The 21,187-nt window shown below is 63.4% G+C and carries 20 protein-coding genes; 13 read left to right on the top strand and 7 right to left on the bottom strand.

Annotated features, from left to right (window positions below; translation table 11 throughout):
* Positions 1-113: 113 nt before the first annotated feature.
* Positions 114-374 carry a hypothetical protein gene (locus NKI99_RS11495; protein WP_352610860.1) on the bottom strand — a complete coding sequence of 87 codons (261 nt, stop codon included), beginning with the start codon at positions 372-374 and terminating at the stop codon, positions 114-116.
* A gap of 212 nt (positions 375-586) precedes the next feature.
* Complete coding sequence (locus NKI99_RS11490) at positions 587-1,690, bottom strand: histidinol-phosphate transaminase (protein ID WP_352610858.1); 1,104 nt, start codon at positions 1,688-1,690, stop codon at positions 587-589.
* Positions 1,691-1,820: 130 nt separating this feature from the next.
* Here NKI99_RS11490 and NKI99_RS11485 point away from each other — a divergent pair, with 130 nt between their 5' ends.
* The 8 genes from NKI99_RS11485 to NKI99_RS11450 all read left to right on the top strand — a co-directional run bounded on the left by NKI99_RS11485 (position 1,821) and on the right by NKI99_RS11450 (position 10,204).
* A complete protein-coding gene (locus NKI99_RS11485; RefSeq protein WP_352610857.1) occupies positions 1,821-2,594 on the top strand; it encodes an SDR family NAD(P)-dependent oxidoreductase in 774 nt (257 codons plus the stop codon).
* A 207-nt stretch (positions 2,595-2,801) separates the two neighbouring features.
* Positions 2,802-4,124, top strand: a complete 1,323-nt coding sequence (gene hisD / locus NKI99_RS11480; protein WP_352610856.1) for a histidinol dehydrogenase — start codon at positions 2,802-2,804, stop codon at positions 4,122-4,124.
* 15 nt (positions 4,125-4,139) lie between these two features.
* Positions 4,140-5,165 (top strand): zinc-dependent alcohol dehydrogenase, encoded by a 1,026-nt coding sequence (locus NKI99_RS11475; protein ID WP_352610855.1) that lies wholly within the window; start codon positions 4,140-4,142, stop codon positions 5,163-5,165.
* 32 nt (positions 5,166-5,197) lie between these two features.
* Positions 5,198-5,929: a histidine utilization transcriptional repressor HutC gene (hutC, locus tag NKI99_RS11470; protein WP_352610854.1), complete on the top strand. Its 732-nt coding sequence runs from the start codon at positions 5,198-5,200 to the stop codon at positions 5,927-5,929.
* Positions 5,930-6,036: 107 nt separating this feature from the next.
* Positions 6,037-7,335, top strand: coding sequence for a hypothetical protein (locus tag NKI99_RS11465; RefSeq protein ID WP_352610853.1), 1,299 nt, complete (start codon positions 6,037-6,039; stop codon positions 7,333-7,335).
* 200 nt (positions 7,336-7,535) lie between these two features.
* Positions 7,536-8,543, top strand: coding sequence for an ABC transporter substrate-binding protein (locus NKI99_RS11460; RefSeq protein WP_031212560.1), 1,008 nt, complete (start codon positions 7,536-7,538; stop codon positions 8,541-8,543).
* A 100-nt stretch (positions 8,544-8,643) separates the two neighbouring features.
* Positions 8,644-9,411 (top strand): ABC transporter permease, encoded by a 768-nt coding sequence (locus NKI99_RS11455; protein WP_352610852.1) that lies wholly within the window; start codon positions 8,644-8,646, stop codon positions 9,409-9,411.
* A 10-nt stretch (positions 9,412-9,421) separates the two neighbouring features.
* Positions 9,422-10,204: an ABC transporter ATP-binding protein gene (locus tag NKI99_RS11450; protein ID WP_352610851.1), complete on the top strand. Its 783-nt coding sequence runs from the start codon at positions 9,422-9,424 to the stop codon at positions 10,202-10,204.
* A gap of 105 nt (positions 10,205-10,309) precedes the next feature.
* Here NKI99_RS11450 and NKI99_RS11445 read toward each other — a convergent pair whose 3' ends face one another.
* The 5 genes from NKI99_RS11445 to NKI99_RS11425 all read right to left on the bottom strand — a co-directional run bounded on the left by NKI99_RS11445 (position 10,310) and on the right by NKI99_RS11425 (position 15,301).
* Entirely contained in the window at positions 10,310-10,732 is a 423-nt protein-coding gene (locus NKI99_RS11445) for a hypothetical protein (RefSeq protein ID WP_352610850.1), read from the bottom strand.
* 185 nt (positions 10,733-10,917) lie between these two features.
* Positions 10,918-11,358 carry a DUF411 domain-containing protein gene (locus NKI99_RS11440; protein WP_352610849.1) on the bottom strand — a complete coding sequence of 147 codons (441 nt, stop codon included), beginning with the start codon at positions 11,356-11,358 and terminating at the stop codon, positions 10,918-10,920.
* Positions 11,359-11,398: 40 nt separating this feature from the next.
* Positions 11,399-12,841 carry a multicopper oxidase family protein gene (locus tag NKI99_RS11435; protein WP_352551487.1) on the bottom strand — a complete coding sequence of 481 codons (1,443 nt, stop codon included), beginning with the start codon at positions 12,839-12,841 and terminating at the stop codon, positions 11,399-11,401.
* Between the two features lie 125 nt (positions 12,842-12,966).
* Complete coding sequence (locus tag NKI99_RS11430) at positions 12,967-13,329, bottom strand: hypothetical protein (protein WP_352551486.1); 363 nt, start codon at positions 13,327-13,329, stop codon at positions 12,967-12,969.
* 163 nt (positions 13,330-13,492) lie between these two features.
* Positions 13,493-15,301 carry a dipeptide ABC transporter ATP-binding protein gene (locus tag NKI99_RS11425; RefSeq protein ID WP_352610848.1) on the bottom strand — a complete coding sequence of 603 codons (1,809 nt, stop codon included), beginning with the start codon at positions 15,299-15,301 and terminating at the stop codon, positions 13,493-13,495.
* A gap of 190 nt (positions 15,302-15,491) precedes the next feature.
* Between NKI99_RS11425 and NKI99_RS11420 the strand changes: the two genes are divergently transcribed.
* Genes NKI99_RS11420 through NKI99_RS11400 form a run of 5 tightly spaced genes read left to right on the top strand, consistent with a single transcriptional unit; the run spans position 15,492 to position 21,171 of the window.
* Positions 15,492-16,850 carry an LLM class flavin-dependent oxidoreductase gene (locus NKI99_RS11420; RefSeq protein WP_352610847.1) on the top strand — a complete coding sequence of 453 codons (1,359 nt, stop codon included), beginning with the start codon at positions 15,492-15,494 and terminating at the stop codon, positions 16,848-16,850.
* 21 nt (positions 16,851-16,871) lie between these two features.
* Positions 16,872-17,648 carry a DUF427 domain-containing protein gene (locus tag NKI99_RS11415; RefSeq protein WP_023809382.1) on the top strand — a complete coding sequence of 259 codons (777 nt, stop codon included), beginning with the start codon at positions 16,872-16,874 and terminating at the stop codon, positions 17,646-17,648.
* Positions 17,649-17,682: 34 nt separating this feature from the next.
* Positions 17,683-19,320 (top strand): ABC transporter substrate-binding protein, encoded by a 1,638-nt coding sequence (locus NKI99_RS11410; protein ID WP_023809381.1) that lies wholly within the window; start codon positions 17,683-17,685, stop codon positions 19,318-19,320.
* Positions 19,321-19,327: 7 nt separating this feature from the next.
* On the top strand, positions 19,328-20,287 hold the full coding sequence (locus NKI99_RS11405; protein ID WP_023809380.1) for an ABC transporter permease: 960 nt from the start codon (positions 19,328-19,330) through the stop codon (positions 20,285-20,287).
* Positions 20,284-21,171 carry an ABC transporter permease gene (locus NKI99_RS11400; protein ID WP_023809379.1) on the top strand — a complete coding sequence of 296 codons (888 nt, stop codon included), beginning with the start codon at positions 20,284-20,286 and terminating at the stop codon, positions 21,169-21,171. The genes NKI99_RS11405 and NKI99_RS11400 overlap by 4 nt, the downstream gene beginning before the upstream one ends.
* Positions 21,172-21,187: the final 16 nt, after the last annotated feature.

The following is a 21,187-nucleotide window of genomic DNA, read 5'->3' as shown; positions in this document are numbered from 1 at the left end:
CACACAGGCCCATGGCGCAGGTGTATCGCTCGTTCCTCCGGCGATACACATCGATACGGGGCCGTTTGGCCCCGTATCGATGTGGCGCTCGACGCCTGCAGACCTGCGTTGATCTAGGGCCTTGCGCTCCGAGGGACATGATCGGCGGACGCTTTGGTTTGGCGGTCGAAAACGACCGCCAGGCCGTTCTTCACGGCAAGCGCGGCGACCATGTCGTCGAGTTCGCGATCGGGAATGGCGGGTTTGAGGACCTGCCGGATGGCCCGATAGGCCTGCTCGGTCGACACATAGTCGTAGTGCTTTTTGCGCGCTTCCACATATTGCTCGATGAGAATGCCCAATCGGCGGGCGGCGATGTCATCTGGTTGCTGCAAGGGAGCCTCCTCAGGGTCGATCGTTTGCAGACCCCCGAGATGTAAAAACCCACGCCGCGAAAGTTAAGGCCTGCTGTCGGTTTGAAGCCCAAAAAATCTATTGCCTCCGTTCAACGAACTGCGCCGCAGAGTGACATCGTGTCCGAATTGGCACATCGCAGCCGCAAGGCGCGGGTCAACTAACCCGTCCGAATCCCGAACAAAGCGTGTATTCACAACAGTTCCGACAGAACGGCCATGAAGTGGTCGTTCTCCGCAGCCGAGCCGATGCTGGCGCGCACATAGGTGTCAAAACCCTGCTGCTTCCACGGCTTGACGATGACGCCTTGCCGCAGCAGGCCTTCAACGAAGGCGGAAGCATCTTGCCGGCAGTTGAAGAACAGGAAGTTGCCCCTGGAGGCGGCGACGTCGAGGCCCTTGCTTGCCAGGAAAGTCTCGACGCGTTTTCTCTCCGCCCTGGCCAGCGCGACGACCCTGGCGAGGTGTTCGTCGTCGGCCAGCGCCGCGAGTGCGGCGGCTTGGGCCATGCCGTTGGCGTTGAAAGGCGTGCGGACGCGGTCGAGCAGCGCGCGCAGCTCCGGGTCACCGACGATGCCGAAGCCGATCCGCAATCCGGCCAGACCGAACGCCTTGGAAAAGGTCCGCAGCACGATCCAGGGCCGGTCCAGCTTTTCGAGATAGGGCAGGGACGACGCATAGTCGTCGCCCTCGGCATATTCGGCATAGGCTTCGTCGATGACGATCAGCGTCTCGTCGCTCGTCGCATCCAGAACCCTCGACAGATCGCCGCCGGAGAGCCAGCTGCCGACCGGGTTCATCGGGTTCGAGAACAGCAGCATGCGCGGCCGCTCGCGCGCCGCCTCGACCAGCGCATCGACATTGATGGTCAGATCGTCGTTGACGACAACGCGCTTGACGGTAGCGCCCATCAACGTCGCGTAGTCCTCATGCAGCGGAAACGACGGATAGAGCGTGACGACCGCGTCGCCCGGCCGCAACACGGCACGGCTGATGACGGAGAGAAGGTCTTCGGAACCGTTGCCGAGGATAATCTGGTCCTCGGTGACGGCATATTTGTCGCCGATCGCCTGGCGCAGCTTGCGCCCGGCAGGGTCCGGATAGAGGCGGAACATCTCGGAGCCGGCATGCATCGTCGTGGCGAGGGTCGGGCTGGGCCCGAGCGGGTTTTCGTTCGAGCACAGTTTGGCGATTCTGGCCGGTGCGTATCGCTCCATGACCTCGTCAATTGTCAGCCCGGAATTGTAGGGCGACAGGCGGTTGACTTCGGTACGGACCATATCCGAGGCTTTCGACAAGGGCGGGCTCCTCTGCGGTGGATTTCGTCATCCGTACCGTAGCCCAAACAGTTTGTATATGCTTGTATATGTAACTTGATCTGATAGTCTCGACGCTGAAGCGGAAACCGACACCGATCAGGAGGATCACATGCGCAACGCTTCTCTCTTCGATCTCTCCGGCAGGAAGGCGCTTGTCACCGGCGCAAGCCGAGGCATCGGGCGCAGCATCGCCGAAGCGCTGAGTGCTGCCGGCGCCGACGTCGCGGTCTCGGCGCGCAGCCTAGCCTCATTGCAGGACACAACGACAGCCATCCGCGCCGCCGGCGGGGTGGCGCATGCCATTGCCCTCGACGTCACCGATGTTGGCCGCTGCGGGGCAGCCACCAACGAGGCTGCCAGCCTGCTTGGCGGTCTCGACATTCTCGTCAACAATGCCGGGATGGAGGAGGTGCGGCCCTCGCTCGATGTCGACGAGGCACTGTGGGACAGGATCGTCGACACGAATCTCAAGGGAGCGTTCTTCTGCGCCCAGGCCGCCGCGCGGCAGATGCGCGACACCGGCCGTCCTGGTGCCATCATCAATCTGTGCTCGCTGACATCCGAAGTCGGAATCCCCACCGCGGTGCCGTATGGCTCGTCGAAGTCGGGCCTGCTCGGCATGACCCGCGCCCTTGCGGCGGAGTGGGCGGAGCTTGGCATAAGGGTCAACGCCATCGCGCCGGGCTATTTCAGGACGGCGATGACCGACGTTTTTTACAGCGACGAGGCATGGCAGCACTCCATGCTGGCCAAGATCCCGCAGCGGCGTTTCGGTGATCTCCACGACTTGCACGGCATCGCCGTGTTCCTCGCTTCGGATGCGGCTGCCTACATAACCGGCCAGTCCATTCCGGTCGATGGCGGCTTTCTCGCCTCGATCTGATGAGGCAGGTTTGCCTCCGCAGTTTCGACGGGAAGGATGATGGAAAAATTGCTGGCGACCATCATACATACATGTATATACTTTTGCCTGAGTGAAGCCTCTCGACGGCTTTGATCCTTGCCCCGGTCGGCTTGTCGACCCGCAGAACTATGGCCATCCACGGGCCAACCGTCATTGCGTTCCAAGAGTTCCAGGAGACGAGCAATCATGTCCGACATCAGCTTCCACGATCTGTCATCCATCGATGCCGACCAGCGCGCCAGTCTGCTGAAGCGCGCCGAGGCCGATCTGACGGTCTTCGTTGAGAAGGTCCGGCCGATCATCCAGGCCGTCAAGGACGAAGGCGACGCCGCCTTGATCCGCTTCGCCAGGGAACTCGACAAGGCCAATGTCGCCGAGGGCGAACTGCAGGTGTCGGAAGCCGAGTTCGATGCGGCGTTCGACAAGGTGGAAAGGGACGTCGTCGAGAGCATCCAGTTCGGCATCGACAACATCAGGCGCTTCCATGAGGAGCAGAAGCCGGAGACGATGTGGCTCAAGGAAGTCCGGCCGGGCGCCTATGCCGGGGACAGGTACACGCCCATCGCATCCGTTGCGCTCTACGTGCCGCGCGGCAAGGGCGCTTTCCCGTCGGTGACGATGATGACGTCGGTGCCGGCGGTGATTGCCGGCGTGCCGCAGATTGCCATCGTGACGCCGCCGACATCGGATGGTTCGGTGGACGCGGCAACGCTCGTCGCCGCGCGTCTCGCCGGCGTGGGCACGGTCTACAAATGCGGCGGCGCCCAGGCAGTTGCCGCCGTCGCTTACGGCACCGAGACGGTGAAGCCCGCACTCAAGATCGTCGGTCCCGGCAGCCCGTGGGTGGTGGCGGCCAAGAGCGTGCTGTCATCGGTCATCAACACAGGCCTTCCGGCGGGCCCGTCGGAAGCGATTATCTTTGCCGATGACAGCGTCGACGGCGGGCTTGCCGCGCTCGACCTGTTGATCGAAGCCGAGCACGGGCCAGATTCCTCGGCCTATCTGGTGACGCACAGCCGCAAGATCGCAGAAGCAGCACTCGCCGCACTTCCCGAGCATTGGTCGCGGATGACCGAGCAGCGTGTCGAGTTTTCGCGCGCGGTGCTGACCGGCAAGCGCGGCGGCATCGTGCTGACCGCATCGCTGGAAGACAGCTACCGCTTCATCAACGACTATGCGCCCGAGCATCTCGAGATCCTATCGACGGAGCCGTTCGCCCATCTCGGACGCATCACCGAGGCGGCCGAAATCCTCATGGGAACGCACACGCCGGTGACCCTTGCCAACTTCGTCCTTGGACCCAATGCAGTGCTGCCGACCAGCCGCTGGGCGCGGACCTACGGCCCGCTTTCGGTGACGGATTTCGTCAAGCGCTCGTCGGTCGGCTATGTCACCTCGACTGCCTATCCGGAACTTGCCCTGCACGCCCGCAGGCTCGCCCGCTACGAGGGCTTCAGCTCGCATGAGAACGCGGTCTCGGAAATCCGCGACCGCTATCTCGCCGGTTGAGCGGAAACGATCGCGATGAAGGCTGCTCGACTCTATGGACCCGGCGATCTGCGCGTCGAGGATGTCGCCGCGCCGGGCGTGCCGGATGCGGGCTGGGTGAAGCTCAGGGTCGACGCCGCCGGCATTTGCGGTTCGGACCTGCACAATTTCCGCACGGGCCAGTGGATAAGCCGGTCGCCTTCGACGGCCGGCCATGAACTCACCGGCACGGTGACCGCCATCGGCGCAGGCGTTGATAGCGTCGCCGTCGGTGACAGGGTGGTTGCCGATTCCCGGTTCTGGTGCGGAGACTGCGCGCAATGTTATGCCGGCAGGCGGCATCTCTGCGCGTCGCTGGGCTTCGTGGGAGAAATCTGCGACGGCGGATTTGCCGAACAGGCGGTGCTGCCCGCACGGCTTTTGCATATCATCGATGCCGCGCTCGACGAGCGGGTTGCGGCGATGGCCGAACCGCTGGCGGTGGCGCTGCATGCGGTGCGGCGGCTGCCGAAAACGGCAGGCGCGGTGCTGGTGGTCGGCTGCGGGCCGATCGGTGGTCTTGCCGCGCTGCTGCTGTCGCGGACCTTCGCCGGCACCGTGCTCGTCGCCGACCGCAACCAGAGCCGCTGCGCCCGGGTGGCGCGGGTGGCGGGTGCCACGATCGTCGATCTGAACCGGGATGCCGTTGCCGCTGCGACTGCCAATGCGCCGCTGCTCGCGGCCATTGAGGCGACCGGCAGCATTGCGGCGCTCAATCAGTTGCTCGGCGTTCTCGATCCCGGCGGCACGATCGCCATGGTGGGCATCTTTCACGGCCGCCTCGACATTGATCCCAATACGCTGGTCGAACGCGAAATCGGGTTGCTGGGATGCCACGCCTTTGCCGATGAGCTGCCCGAGGCCGTGCGGATGCTAGGTGAACTCAGCGAACCGCTGTTGGCGCTGATCGACCAGGAGATCGGCCTGGATGACATTCCGGCTGCCTATGAGCGGCTGTTGGCGGGACACAGCGACGGCTTGAAAACAATCATCCGCATGCGGCAACCTGTCGAGCAGTCGTGATTTCCGATGAATCGCCGGAAGGGACTTTTGAAATGATCACTTTGCCCGACACGGCCAGCCCTCTCTACGAGAAGGTGAAGGACTACATCCTGGCCAACATCGGAACGGGCCGGTGGGGCAAGGATCGCAAGCTGCCGTCCGAGAATGAGTTGGTGGCTTCACTCGGCGTGTCGCGGATGACGGTTCACCGGGCGCTCAGAGAGTTGACCTCGGCCGGGTTCCTGATCCGTCTGCAAGGTGTGGGAACTTTCATCGCGCCACCGCGGCCGCAATCGACGCTGATCGAGATCAACAACATCGCAGCCGAGATCGTCGAGCGCGGCAACAGGCATCGATCCGAAGTCCTCGTCCTCGAAACCATCATGCCGACAAAGGAGCTGGCGCTGTCGTTCGAGTTCGCAAAGCGCGTCCCGATCTATCATTCTGTCGTCGTCAATTTCGAGAATGATTTGCCGGTGCAACTCGAAGAGCGCTTCGTCAATCCGAGCCTCATCCCCGACTATGACAAGCAGGATTTTTCGAAGACGGCGACCTATGACTACCTCATGCAGAAAACCCCGGTGACCGAGGTCGAGCATATCATTTCCGCCATCCCGGCCGATGGCGAGACGGCGCGGCATCTGGGCATCGATGTCGGCGCCTGCTGCCTCTTCCTGCACCGCCGGACATGGACAGGCGCGGTGGTGGCCACGATCAGCAAGCTGACTTATGCCGGCAGCCGCTACTCGCTCGGCAGCCGCTATTCCCCTTCAAAAAGCAGCTAACGGAAGCAGGATGAATGCAAGTCGGGAGCGGTTTCGTTGTCAATGTATATACATGTGCTGACGAGAACGCTTTCGCTCTCGAATGAACGGGCCAAGAAGGACAACAGATGACGCAGACACCGAGTCGCACGGCGCAGATCCGGGCACTCGCGCAGCATGATGTTGCCGAAGCACAAAGCGCGCTGGCGGCATTGCTGGGCGACCTGTTCGCGATGACCCCCCGCAATGTGCGCATCAACTTCGACAAGTACAGCCTCAATTCGTTGAACGGCTTCTTCGAGGACGATGGCAAGGCCTACTTCTTCAAGTTCCATCAGGAGGAGCGGGAAGAGGCGATGACGGGCGAGTATTACCGCGCCGAGATTCTGTCGCGCGCCGGCCTGCCGGTCGACCAACCCGTGCATATGTCTGCCCAACCAGGCGAGCAGATCCTTGTCTATCGCCGCCGCACGGATCCAAGATTTTCGGATGTGCTGTTCGCGCTGGATGGGCAGGACGATGCCTGCAAGCGGCAAGAAGCCGTTCTTGCCGAGCGCGACCTGTCGGCCAGGCTGCTCAAGGTCTATCTCGAGACGCTGCATCCCGTCACTGTCGAGGACGTGGCGGCGGAGCCGATCCACAGGCTGTTTCATGAGCGGCTGATCGATGCCGAGACACGCTTGTCACCAGGCGGAAGGCTGGCCGATTTCTATGTCGGCAAGCCGTTCGTCTTTCCCGGTGCCGAGCTGGATTGGGATCGGTTTTCCCGGCTGAAATTCGTCATCAACGACCAGCAGTACACCGACAGCATCGGTGAGCTTTTCGATGCCGCGGCTGTGCGCTTACGGCCCGACCGCCTTGCCGATGCCGGCGGCGTGGTCGCGCATGGCGACGCCCACAACGCCAATGTCTGGTACACGGCGAAGGCGGGGAGGGCGGAGCTGTCCTTCTTCGATCCCGCCTTTGCCGGCTCGCACATCCCGACGCTGCTGGCCGAGGTGAAGGCGACGTTCCACAACATCTTCGCCCACCCGTTCTGGCTCTATGATCCGGCGACCGCGACAGAGGCTTTTCGCGCCCAGGCGCGGCTGGACGGAAATCTGCTCCATGTCGACACGGACTGGGACCTGAGCCTCGTCCGCCGCGACCTGCTGGAGGTCAAGGCGACAGCGCTGTGGCGGCCATTGCTGCTGGAGCTCAAACGGCGCGGCATGCTGCCGGCCGATTGGCGCGCGGTGCTGCGGGCCGGTCTTTTCCTGTCGCCGACGCTGGTCATGAACCTGCGGGCTGGCGCGCGCAGCCACACGCCGGTCTCTTCCCTCATTGCCTTTTCAGTCGCGGTCATGGTCGGCAGCGAACCCGTTGCCGGAGCCGATCGGGTGACAGGTTTCCTCGACCGGATCGATCCGGCCAAGGTGGGAAATTGAGTCTTTCCAACTTGTATATGCATGTATGTATTTTAGCCTTGACATCCGCTCCCGCTGACGCTGAAATATCCTCGCACTTCACCATGAAGTGGCAGGTAAGACGCCGAGGCACAGTGCCGCAAGAGCAGAAACCCGCAGTCTCACCAGACCGGCTACCTCAGCTAGAAAAAGCGGTCTGATCATCAAGGGGAACAAAGATGATGCGTAACCTAACAGGACAGTTTCGCGCGCTCGTGATGGCCGCCGCCATCGGACTCGCCGCCGCCCCGGCAGCCTACGCGGCCGATGCGGCCATTCCCACCACGCCCGAGGCAGGAGCGTTCAAGATCGGCATCGAGCCCTGGCTCGGCTATGGCCAGTGGCATGTCGCCGAGGCCAAGGGTCTGTTCAAGACAAACGGGCTGAGCGACGTCCAGATCGTCAACTTCGCCGAGGACAAGGACATCAATGCAGCACTTGCAAGCGGCCAGCTCGACGCCGCCAACATCGCCACCCACACGGCGATGGGCATGGTAGCGGCCGGCCTGCCGGTGAAGATCGTGCTGCTGCTCGACGTCTCCATGACCGCCGACGCCATCATCGCCGGCAAGGACGTCACCTCCATCGCGGACCTCAAGGGCAAGCAGGTGGCCTTCGAGGAAGGCACGACGAGCGACATCCTGCTCAAATACGCGCTCGCCAGGAACGGCATGTCGATCGACGATGTGAAGCCGGTCCCGATGCCGGCGTCCGATGCCGGCAGCGCCTTGATCGCCGGCCAGGTGCCGGTCGCGGTGACCTATGAACCGTACCTCACCGTCGCCATGGCGCAGAACAAGGACCTCAAGCTTCTGTTCACCGCCGGCGAGGATCCCGGCCTGATCAGCGACGTGCTGGTGGTGCGTGACGAGGTGATCAAGTCGCGGCCCGGCCAGGTGCTGGCCATGATCAAGAGCTGGGACGCGGCGCTCAAGGACTACAATGCCGACACGCCCGGTGGGCGCGCCATCATCGCCAAGGCCGTCGGTTCGGACGTCAAGGACCTCAACACCGCCTTTGACGGCGTGCGCTACTACTCACTCGCCGAAAACAAGACGGCGCTGACAGGCGACTTCACCACCAAGACCTTCGCCGATGTCGAAGCCGCCGCCAAGAACGCCAAGCTGCTGCAGGCTGATGTGACGCCGGAGCAGATGATCGACCCGTCCTTCGTCAAGGCGGCGGAATGACCAAGGCCGGATCGCGGTGGTGACACAGATGCCCGGGGAGCGACCGGCGCCAGGACCGATCGCGAAACAGGCGAGGCGCCGCCGGTCCTCCGGGATCGGCGTGCCCATCGCCAGGTCGCGCTTTCTGATCATCGCGGTGGCCGTGTTCGTCGGGCTGGGCCTTGCCTGGTGGGCGGCGACCGGACTGGGGTTGGTAAAGCCGATCTTCCTGCCTTCGCCGGGCAGCGTCGCGGCGCAGATCGCCAAGCTCGCTGCCGACGGCACGTTGTGGCTGGACCTCAAAGCCTCGATGTACCGTATCTCCATCGGCTTCCTCATCGCCTCGGCCCTGTCGATACCGATCGGCGTGCTGATCGGCAGTTTCCGTTCCTGGGAAGCGGCCATCGAGCCGCTGGTGGATTTCATCCGCTACATGCCGGTCGTCGCTTTCGTGCCGCTCTCCATCCTTTGGGCCGGCACCGGCGATTCGCAGAAATTCCTGATCATCTTCATCGGCACCTTCTTCCAGCAGGTGCTGATGATCATGGACAATGTGAAACGGGTTCCAGCCGATTTCATCGGCCTTGGGCGCACGCTCGGCCTGCCGGATCGCAAGATCCTGACGCGCATCGTCGTGCCCAGTGCCTTGCCGGGTATCTGGGATACGCTGCGCATCAGCCTGGGCTGGGCATGGACCTGGCTGGTGCTGGCCGAACTTGTCGCCGCGACTTCGGGGCTCGGCTATCGCATCACCGTGTCGCAGCGCTATTTCCAGACAAACACCATCATCGGCTACATCCTGCTGCTTGGCCTGCTCGGCCTCATCACCGACCAGGTCATGAAGGCGCTGGAGAAGGTGCTGTTCAAGCAAGATGGCCGCTCGCAATGAGGTGCCGCCGATGAGCCTCCCCAAATTGCGGATCGCCGGTCTGCACAAGAGCTTCGGCACGGGCGAGCGGCGCACGGAAGTGCTGCGCGATATCAACCTCGATCTTGCCGACAACGAGTTCGTCTCCCTGGTAGGCACGTCGGGCTGCGGCAAGAGCACGCTGCTGTCGATCGTTGCCGGACTGCAGGACTTCGACGCGGGCGATCTCAGCATCGACGGCGCGCCGATCCTGCAGCCGGGTCTCGACCGTGGCGTCGTCTTCCAGTCCTACACGCTGCTTCCCTGGCTGACGGCGCGGCAGAACATCGAGTTTGCCCTCAAGGCCGCCGGCTACGATCGCCCGACCTGCCGCAGGATCGCGCTGGAGCATCTCGAACTCGTCAAGCTGTCCGACAGCGCCGACCGCTATCCGGCCGAACTCTCGGGCGGCATGAAACAGCGCGTTGCCATCGCGCGTGCGCTCTCTTATCGCCCCAAGATGCTGTTGATGGACGAGCCCTTCGGCGCGCTCGATGCCTTGACCCGGCATCAGATGCAGGAACTGCTCACCCAGATCTGGGAGGAACACAGGTTGACCGTCCTGTTTGTCACCCATGACGTGGAGGAAGCCGTCTATCTGTCGGACCGGATCATCGTCATGGGCATCGGCCCGGGACGCATCACGCAGACCTTCAACGTCGATATCGAGCGCCCGCGCCGCGAAGAGGTGATGGAAAGCCCTGTATTCATGGATCTGCAGCGCGGCGTGCACAAGGCCATCCGCGAGGGTTCAAAACGCCCCGAAATGGCGTAGGCGCTTGTGGTAGGCCCAATCATGCCGGACGAGGCTAGCACCCGGCGATACGCAAACGACGGCCGGACAGCATGCAAGCCGCCTGTCCGGCCGGAACTCCAACTGCTACGCCGGTATCAGGACGGCGATACGATGCACGCCGACCTCTTTGCTTGTATTCGTCGCCTCGTCGGTCTTGCCCTTGGAGCAGGTGTACATGTCACCCGTCTTGAGCTTGAATTCGTTGTCTGCCTTCTTGATGGTGAACGCGCCTGAAGTGATCGTGCAGACCATGTCATTGTCCATCATCATCGCGGGAGCGTGCGCTCCGGGCTGAAACACGACATCGACGATTGAGATGCTCTTGTAGGCAGGAATATCGGAGTTTCCCGTGCCGACCTCAACCACCCTGACGCCGGGCGCAATCTCCTTGCCATCCTTCGGGCCGTATTTCTTGGCCTTCGCGGACGCCGTCAGGGCAAAAAAAGGCGTCACCGCGGCGGCCGTCACACCGAGGGCAATTGCAGACCTGCGATTCATGGTGTTCATCGCGTCCTCCCATTGGTTGGTCACGCACGAAGGTGCATGGCCATGGTATATTAGCACAAACTCATGCCCTTGTATGCGAAATGGCGCAAAAGCAGGACACCAGGCCGTGCGAAGGACCGGAACATCATGGCGAGCCAGGTTCGGACAGGGCAATCCGACATATCGGCAGACATGGCGATTGCCTTTCAGTCCGTCGCGTAGACGGTGGGCGCCTTGCCGTCCTTGGTGAAGGCGTAGACGATGAACGGGCCGGCCTTCTCGCCCCCCATGCCGGGAGCGCCGGTCGGCATGCCGGCCAGCGTGATGCCGGTGATGGCGGGCCGCTCCGTCAGCAGTTTCTTGACGATATCGACCGGCACCAGCCCGTCGACGACATAGCCATCGACCATCAGCGTATGGCAGCCTTCGAGGTCCGCCGGCACACCGGCATCACTGCTGATCTGGGACAGGTTGTTGACGGGCTTGATGTCGACCTTGAAACCGTTGTGTTCCAGATAGTTGGCATAGGATTCGCAGCAGCTGCATTGCGGGTTCTTGTACATGACCGCGTTGATCGTCGCCGCGACAGCCGGCAGCGGCATTGCAATCGCGACTGCGAAAGCGGCGAGAGTGTAAGTCGGTTTCATTGCAGTTCTCCTTGTTGTCTTGACGTTGTTGACGAGAAAATCAGGTCACTCGAAACACCGTCATGAGGCCGGCCATCTGGTGGTCGGCGACATGGCAGTGCAGCATCCAATCGCCGGGATTGTCGGCGACGAAGGCGCATTCGATCGTGTCCCTGGGAGCCAGCAGCACCGTGTCCTGCCATTGCCGGTGCGGTACCGGCGAACCGTTGCGCGCAAGCACCAGCATGCTGAAGCCATGGACATGCATCGGATGCCACCAGGCGGTTTCATTTCGCATGGTGAGATGACAGGTTGCACCGCGCGATAAGGTGAATTGCGGCGCCATGCCGGCATGGCCGTCACCGGTCATCGACATGCCGTTGATCGCCCAGGCAGCGCCACCCTTCATGCCGGGTGTCGCCATGCCCATCATGCCGCCGACGCCGGCGAGCTTGCCGCCACCCATCATGCCGCCTTGCAGGACGATCTCCTGGCGCTCGGCGCTTGCGAGATCGGGTTGCTGCAACGGGTTGCGCGGCAGGCCAAGCGGCGTGTCGAGAGGATGGATCCGAATCGGCGATGCGCTGTCATAGGCAAGCGTGGTCAGCGTATAGGCGAGACCGTCGTAGAAATCATCGATCACCGCGTAACGCTTGCCTGGATCGCCCTGCATGTCGATCACGACGTCGATGCGCATGGCGGGTGCCAGAAAAAGGCGGCCGTCCTCCGGTTCATGCGGATCACAGGGCTGGCCGTCGATCGCCACGACGACCGGGTGGTGGCCTTCGAAGCGCAGCGCCATGATGCGGGCGAGCGAGGCATTGGCCAGCCGCAGCCTGACGCGTTCACCCGCCTTTACGCTCTGATCGGCCGGCGCCGTGCCGTTGATGGTGACGACGTTGCCGACGCGGCCGGACATCGCCGCATCCATCGCGCTGCCGAAGCCGGGCGCCATCTGCCCGTCATCGGCAAGCCGCCAGTCCTGCAGCAACCACAACAGGTCGCGGTCGACGGCAACGGGTTCGGTCTCCTCGACAATGAGGGCGCCGGCGAGCCCGCGGCCGAGCTGCACAAGGCTGTTGGCATGCGGATGATACCAGAAGGTGCCGGCGTCGCGCGGCGTGAATTCATAGACGAAATCTGTCCCCGCCTTGATCGGCGGCTGCGTCAGACCGGGCACTCCGTCCATGGTGTTTTGCAGGCGGATGCCATGCCAATGGACCGTGGTTTCCTCGTCCAATGCGTTCTCGACCGTGATGCGAGCGGGTCGGCCCTGGCGCAGGCGCAGCATCGGGCCGGGGATCGTCCCGTCATACGCCCAGACAGGAGTGAGCGGACCGCCAGGGCCGGTGAAGCTGGCGTGGCCTGGCGCGATCCTGATGCGGCGCTCATCGACGGTGGATGCTCTTGGCGTTGCGGCGCGCACCAGGGTGGCCGCAGCAACGCCCGCCGCCGTAAGGACGAACCTGCGGCGTGAAATGGAATGACTGGAATTGATACTCACTCTCAAGCCCTTTGCGATCTCGATCGACGGCGAGCCTCTCGACGTAAATTGCCGTGTGCCTGCCGGCGCGAAGCGCCAGCGGCAATCAAACGCCGGAAATCAGCCGCGGGATGGCTGAAACGGCGTCAGACGAGATCGGTGGATTTGGGAGGGAATGGGTCGGGCACGGAACTTCGCCCGTGAAGGAACGGCATCGGTAGCGCCGATGGTTGTTGCACCGCTGGAACCATGGTGATGGCGAGGCTTTGAGGGAGCACCGCGAGCACTGGTGCGATGCAGGTCGGCGGACAATGCATCGGCTTATCGCTGTCGGCGGCGCCCTTGAGGCACGCGCTGCAATCGCCATTCATGGCTGTGTCGGCCATCCTGGCCATGCCGGTGCCGGCAGGCATGCCGCTGCCAGTCGTCATCATCATCTTCGCCGACATGACGCTCGCCTGAGCGGCAGACAGGCTGAACCCGGCGGTCAGGAATACCGCGAGCAGCATGACAAGGACATGTTTTGGCGACCGGCGTGCCATCATGCATCTAGGCTGGCCTCAAAAGGAGGCATTTGCAAGCTGGATTCCGATGCTGCGACAATCCCGGCATCGCATCCTGCCTGCCGCTAAAACCGAGCTGCCGCGGGCCTTCGGACTGCTGTTGAGCCGCTCAAAAACCCTGGCTGTGCCGCCAGCAGGCGATCCGGTGGCCGTGCGCGACCTCGTTAGCGGGCGGCTCTGCCTTTCTGCAGTCGGGCAGGACCAGCGGGCAGCGGTCGGCGAAGGAGCATCCCGTGTTCGGGATGCCGGTGGCCTCTGTCTCGACCGAAGCGGAAAGCTTTGGCGCGGCCTCATCGGAAGATGCCGCCAGAAGCAGTGCGGTGTAGGGGTGGTTCGGGCCGCGAAAGATCTGGTCGGATGAGCCTGTCTCGACCAAGCGGCCGCGATAGAGCACGCCAATTCTGTCGGCCATGTAGCGCACCACCCTGAGGTCGTGGCTGATGAACAGATAGGTGGTGTCCTTGTCGCGCTGCAGGTCGTTGAGCAGGTTGAGCACTGTCGCCTGGACCGAGACGTCGAGTGCGGAGGTGGGTTCGTCGAGCACGACGACCTTCGGCACGCCGGCGAAGGCGCGCGCGATCGCCGCCCGTTGCCGTTGTCCGCCGGAAAGCGACCGCGATTTCTGCTCGGCCGTGGCGCCGGCGAGGCGGACCGATTGCAGCAGGTCGCTGACGCGCGCTCTCACCTCACTGCCGCGCAGCCCGGCGAGCCGCCGCAACGGGCGGCCAAGGATCCTGCCGATCCGCTGGCGCGGGTTGAGCGTGCGATCCGGCGACTGGAAGACCATCTGCACGTCGCGGCGTTCGGCAAGGTTTCTCTTCTCGACGCGCGGCGCGACCGTTCTGCCGAACAGCTCGACCGATCCGGCGCTGGGCGTCTGCAGGCCGGTGACGATGCGTGCCAGGGTCGACTTGCCGGAACCGGACTCGCCGATCAGCCCGAAGGTTTCGCCTTGGCCGATGTCGAGATCGATGCCGTGCAGCACTGGCTGGCTGCCGAAGGCATGACTGATGCCTTTGCAGGCGATCGCGATCCGGCGTTCTTTTGGCAAGCCGGCGTCTTCGCCTTGGGCTGTGGGGTGCGCTGGCATGCCGTCCGTCTCCGCCAGTCTTCCGTCCCGCTTGGTGTAGTTGAGCGCCGGGATCGAGGCGATGAGCGCCTTTGTGTAGGCATGAGAGGGGTTGTCGAAGACATCGCCGACGGCGCCGCTCTCGACCACCGTGCCCTCCTGCATTACCGCCACACGGTCGCAGGAGCGGCGGATCATATGGATGTCGTGGCTGATCAGCAGGATGCTGGTTTTGTGATCCTTGCGAAGGTCATGCAGGATGGCGATGATCTCGGACTGGACGCTGGCATCGAGCGCCGTCGTTGGCTCGTCCAGCACCAGCAGCGACGGATCGAGCGCAATCGCAATGGCGATGTTGGCGCGCTGCTGCATGCCACCGGACAATTCGTGCGGATAGAGATCCAGCACACGCTCCGGATGGCTGACGCGGACCCGTCCGAGCAGTTCCGCGGCACGCTCGCGCGCCTCGTCGGGGCGAACCGGGCGGTGCCGCATGATCGTTTCGGTGATCTGCCGGCCGATCGTCATGCTCGGATTGAGGGCCGCGCCCGGATGCTGGTAGACGGCGGCGATGTGATTTCCCCGGAGCTGGCGCAGCTGCTCGGCGGAGAGGTCGCGGATTTCCCGGCCCTGGAATTCGAGCGCTGACACCGCCATGCGGGCATTCTTCGGCAGATAGCGCAGGATGGCGAGCGCCACCGAGCTTTTCCCAGATCCCGACTCGCCGACCAGGCCGAGCGCTTCGCCTTCGCCTATATGCAGCGACACGCCGCTGACGGCGGGATGCGATCCCTTGTGCCCGTCATAGGCGATGGACAGCTGGTCGACGTTCAGAACCGAGGAGGACATGGGGACTTGAAACCACTTTCTTCGCGGGCTGCGATCGAGGGCAATCGCTTCCGCTTTCGCAACGCATTTTCTCTATAAAATTACTCGGATTAAGCCGGAGCGCAATCTACCTTTCTCGGATCAGCAGAGATTGTCGCCGCCTGCCGAAGCAGCGCGACGGTCTCCGGAGCAGATCTGGAAGGAGGCCGGCATGGCTCGAGACCACATGATCCTCAGCGCATTCTTCTTCAACCCGCAGGGCGATCATCGAATGTCGTGGCGCCATCCGCGGGCACCGGGCCGGGAAGTGCTGGACTTCGAGTTCTACCGCGATCTCGTGCAGGCGGCCGAGCGCGCCAGGATCGACACCATCTTCGTCGCCGACCACGTGTCGATCTGGGATTCGGTCAAGAGCGGCGTTGCCCACTATGCCAATGCCCGCCTCGAACCGCTGACGCTGTTGTCGGCGCTAGCCGGCGTGACCAAGCATATCGGCCTGATCACCACGGCGTCGAGCTCCTACAGCGAGCCCTACAATGTGGCGCGCATGTTCGCGTCGCTCGACCATATCAGCAAGGGCAGGGCGTCTTGGAACGTCGTCACCTCGGCTATGGACGAGGAGGCGCGCAATTTCGGCCGCGACGGCAATATCGAACATGCATTCCGCTATGAGCGCGCGGCCGAATTCCTCGATATCGCCAAAGCGCTGTGGGACAGTTGGGAAGACGAGGCGCTGCTGATCGACAAGGCGTCGGGCTATTTCGCCGATCCCGACAAGGTCCACCCCATCGACCATAAGGGCAAGCATTTCAAGGTGCGCGGGCCGCTCAACGTCTCGCGGCCGCCGCAAGGTCATCCGCTGATCGTCCAGGCCGGATCCTCCGAAGACGGCAAGAACTTCGCCACCGCCCAGGCCGATGCGCACTTCGCCATCTACAGCACCAAGGAGGATGGCATCAAATACCGTCAGGATATCAACGAGCGGCTGGCCCGCCACGGCAGGCGGCCGGAGAGCTTCAAGATCCTGCCCGGCATCCTGCCTGTTGTCGCCGCCTCCGAGGCGGAAGGCCGGGAAAAGCAGGAATATCTGCAGACCTTGCTTCCCGATCAGGTCGGCATCGACCTTCTGTCCAGCTGGAGCGGGTTGGACCTGTCGCTGTTCCCGCCGGACGGGCCATTGCCGCCTCTGCCGGACGAGAGCACGTTCAATGGCGGACGCACGTCGCTCAACCGGGTCAAGCAGTGGGCGAAGCAGAATCTCAGCCTGCGCGAGATCGCCCGCAAGCTTGCCAACAGCGGTTCGGTGCCGACCGTCGCCGGCACGCCGGTACAGATCGCCGACCAATTGCAGGACTGGTTCGTTTCGGGTGCTGCCGATGGCTTCAACCTGATGTTCCCGCTGCTGCCCGAGGACTGGGTGAATTTCGCCGAACAGGTGGTTCCGGAGCTGCAGCGGCGCGGCGTATTCCCCCTCGAATACGCGCCGGGAACGTTGCGCGACCGCTTCGGCCTGGCGCGACCAGCCAATCGCTTCGCCGAACAGCGCGACAATGCGCGCGCGGTGTCCTGACGTCAGGCCGGGAGAACGATCATGACCGTTGCACCAAGATTGCAGCCCCGCGAAGCCACCGCGCCGCAGCTCGTCAATGTCCTGCACAGCCCCAAGCGCGTGCGTGTCAAATTCGGCGGCCGCACCATCGCCGACAGCCGCAACGTGCTGGTGTTGCGCTCCAACCATTTCCTGCCGATCTATTTCTTCCCGCCGTCAGCGGTCGACCCGTCGGTGCTGAGACCCTCATTGCATCGCGAACCGCATCCGGTCGGTGGCGAGACAGCCTATTGGGATATTGATACCGGTGACAGGCGCAGCGCCAACGCGGCCTGGGCGTTCGTTTCGCCGCCGGATGAAAACCTGTCGCCGCTGGCTGGCCGCATCGCCTTCACCTGGAAGGCCGTCGACCAGTGGTTCGAGGAGGATGAAGAAGTCTTCGTCCACGCTCGAGACCCGTATGCGCGCATCGATGTGCTGCAGAGCTCCAGCCATGTGCAAATCTGGTTCGACGGCGAGCCAATCGCCGACAGCCACCGTCCGGTTCTGCTGTTCGAGACGCATCTGCCGACGCGTTTCTATCTGCCGGCGGAAGACATCCGGCTGGAGCGGCTGACGGCGTCCGTCACAACGACGCGATGTCCTTACAAGGGCATCGCCTCCTACTGGTCCGGCCTGCTGAGCGACGGAACGGTGCGCCCGGACATCGCCTGGAGCTACCGGGATCCGATAGAGGAAATGCCGAAGATCAAAGGGCTCATCGCCTTCTATCCGCAGGCCGTCGACCGCATCCATCTCGACGGCGAACCCGTCGCATAGCTTTTCAATCTTCATTTCAGAGCAGGGGTTTAACATGACCAAACGCAGAGATATCGACGCAGTTCGCAACCTGTCGGGGGACATCTGGAATGTCGCCGTCGACGAATATCAGGGCGGCTTTCTCAAGCGCCGCGATCTCCTGAAATACGCCGCACTGCTCGGCCTGACCGGCTTTGCCGCCTCGCAGGGGCTTGGAGGCGCACGCGCCGCGACTGCTGCCGGCGGCACGGTTCGCGTCGGGCTCGGCCAGCCGACCAAGGCGATCGATCCGGTTTCGGTGACCGATCCGGCCAGCATCGGGGTGATCAGCCAGGTCGGCGAGTATCTGATCCTCGACGATCCGAAGGATGGTCTGCAGCCGAAGCTCGCTCTGTCCTGGGAGGCAAACGAGACGGCCAGTCGCTGGACCTTCAAATTGCGGCCAGGGGTGAAATTCCACGATGGTCGCGCGGTCACCGCTAGGGATGTTGTGGCGAGCTTCGAGCGGCTGGTCGATCCGGCCAGCGGCTCGTCGGCCCTGTCGGCCTACAAGGGCATCCTGTCCAAGGGCGGCGCCAAGCTGGTCGACGACGAAACCGTCGCCTTCGATCTCGACGGCCCAAACAGCAACTTCCCCTTCTATGTCTCCTCAGACGTCTACAATGCCGTGATCCTGCCGGCCGACTATGCCGGCGATTTCGAGAAGAATTTCAACGGCACGGGTCCGTTCAAGCTGGAATCCTTCCGTCCCAAGCAAGGCGCCAGCTTCGTGCGCAATGAGGACTACTGGGGCGACAAGGCGCTGCCCGACCGGGTCGAGATCAAGTTTTTCGACGACGAGCAGGCGCAGGTGCTGGCGCTGCAGGCCGGCCAGCTCGACGTCATCCCGAGCACGACGCGCCTGGAACTCGCGATCGAAGGCAATCCCAACTTCAAGCTGCTCAGCGTGCAGGCAAGCTCGCATGACCAGGTGCATCTCAGAACCGACCAGGCTCCGTTCACCGACAAGCGGGTCCGCCGCGCGCTGGCGCTCACGCTCGATCGCGAGGCGATCGTCAAGGGCCTGCTGAAGGGCCGCGCCATCGTCGGCAACGACACCCCGTTCGCGCCGATCTTCCCATCGGCCGATCCATCGGTGCCGCAGCGCAAGCAAGACATTGCCGAGGCCAAGCGCCTGCTTGGCGAGGCGGGCGTGCCCAACGGCTTCGAGGTGACGCTGACCACCGAACGCGCCTATGACATTCCCGACTATGCGGTGATCATCCAGAACTTCGCCAGGAAGGCCGGCATCGACATCAAGCTCAATGTCCTGCCGCAGGACGCCTATTACGGCTCGGCGACCTTCGGCAGCTCGCCATGGCTGGATTCGGTGCTCGGCATCACCGACTACGGCCATCGCGGCACTCCCGACATCTTCCTCAACGCCACGCTGAAGAGTTCGGGAGCCTGGAACGCGGCGCATTTCAACAACCCGGCCTATGATGCGCTGCTGCTCGATTACTCGAAGGCGCGTGATCTGCAGGCACAGCGCCTCGTTGCCGGCAAGATCCAGACCTTGCTGCTCGACGAAACGCCGGCGATCATCAGCTACTTCTCGCAATACAGCCGAATCGTCAGCTCCAAGGTCGAGGGCGTGCGCTTCACGGCGATCTCGCATCTGCTGCTCGACCGCGTTTCCTTCGTCCAGGCATGATCGAGACATGCTGACGGGCCGCACTTTGTCAACGCGTGTGGGCACACTTGTCCTCACGCTGTGGCTGGTCAGCATCCTGGTGTTCTTCGCCGGGCAGGTCCTGCCCGGCGATGTCGGCCGCGTGATGCTCGGTCCGTTTGCCGACGCGCAGGCGGTGGCGGAACTGAACAAGCGGCTCGGCGCCGACCAGCCGATTCTCGTCCAGTACTGGCTATGGTTCAGCAAGGCCGTGACCGGTGACTTCGGCACCTCGTTGTCTATGCGCGGGCCGGTGGCGCCGTTCGTGCTCGAAAGCCTCAAGCGCTCTGCTGCCCTTGCCGGCATTATTCTGATTTTTCTCGTGCCGCTTGGTGTAGGGGCCGGCGTCATCGCGGGTCTCAATGCCGGCCGCCTGATCGACCGGCTGATCGTGATGGCGGGCGTTTCCTTCGGCATCGTGCCTGATTTCGTTTCCGGGCTGATGCTCCTTATCCTCTTCGGCCTGTGGCTGAACTGGTTCCCGATCTCCGGCGTTGCGCCCGATGGCGCGGGCTTCTGGACGCATGGCTATTATCTGATCCTGCCGGCGCTGCCGCTGGTGCTGAACCTTGCCGGCTACATCGCCCGGATGACGCGGGCAGGGGTGATCGAGGCAATGGCCGCCGACTATACGCGCACCGCCGTCCTGAAAGGGCTGGAGCGGCGCGAGATCATCTTTCGGCACGTGCTGCGCAACGCGCTGACGCCGACCATCGCGGTGCTGGCGACGCAGACCGGCTACATGCTTGGCGGGCTGGTGGTGATCGAGGCGCTGTTCGGCATCCAGGGGCTTGGCAATCTGGTTCTGAATGCGGCCAAGGCACGCGATTTCCCGATGCTCGAGGCCGGCGTGCTGGTGATGGCGGCAATCTTCGTGCTGTCGGCGGCGGCCGGCGACCTCGTGCTGGCGCTGCTCGATCCGCGGCAACGCCGCCGGACCTCGCCATGACGGATCTGGCGGAGTTTCCCGCACCACGGCGCGCGGTGGCCGGCTTTCCGGCAGTGCGCAGGATCCGCAGTGTTTTCTCCGGACTGGCCCCGTCGGTCGTGGTCGGATCGCTGCTGCTTCTGTTCTGGGTCGTTTGCGCACTGTTCGGCAACCTCTTCGTTCCCTACGATCCCTATGCCGAGGATTTTCTGGCGATGCTGACGCCGCCCGATGCGCTGCACTGGTTCGGCACCGATCATCTCGGCCGCGACGTGCTGTCCCGCATAGTCGTCGGATCGCGCGATATCCTGCTGGTTGCGCCGCTGGCGACGCTGGCCGGCGTTGCCGCCGGCAGCATCATCGGTCTGGTGCTCGGCTATTTCGACGGCCTGGTCGATGCCATCGGCGCGCGGCTGCTCGATACGCTGATGGCGTTTCCGTTCATTGTTCTCGTCACCATGACGCTGGTGGCGATCGGCCCGTCGAACCTGACCGTCATCCTGGTGATCGGCATCGCCTACGCGCCGCTGGTGGCTCGCACCGTCCGCGCCGCCGTGCGCGAGCAGAAGGAGCGCGACTATGTCAGCGCTGCGCGGCTTGGCGGCGAGGGCCCGCTCGCCATCATGTTTCTGGAGATACTGCCCAACATCAGGGAAACGATCTTGATCGAGCTGGTCACAAGGCTGGGCTACGCGTTCTTTTCGATCGCGACGCTGAGCTTTCTCGGCCTCGGCATCCAGCCGCCATCGGCCGACTGGGGACTGGCCGTCGCCGACGGCTACGGCTTCCTGACCGGCGGCAAATGGTGGGTCGTCGTCTTCAATTCCGCGGCAATCGTCTCATTGGTCATGGCGACCAACCTTATCGCACAAGGCATCGGCGCCTTCGAAAACAGCGATGCATGAGCCTTGATCGGGTGCG

This window comes from Mesorhizobium sp. M0239, from assembly GCF_040321815.1.
Taxonomy (GTDB): domain Bacteria; phylum Pseudomonadota; class Alphaproteobacteria; order Rhizobiales; family Rhizobiaceae; genus Mesorhizobium.
The sequence above is the reverse complement of the archived record's forward strand: the minus strand, read 5'-3'. Positions and strand labels throughout refer to the sequence as shown.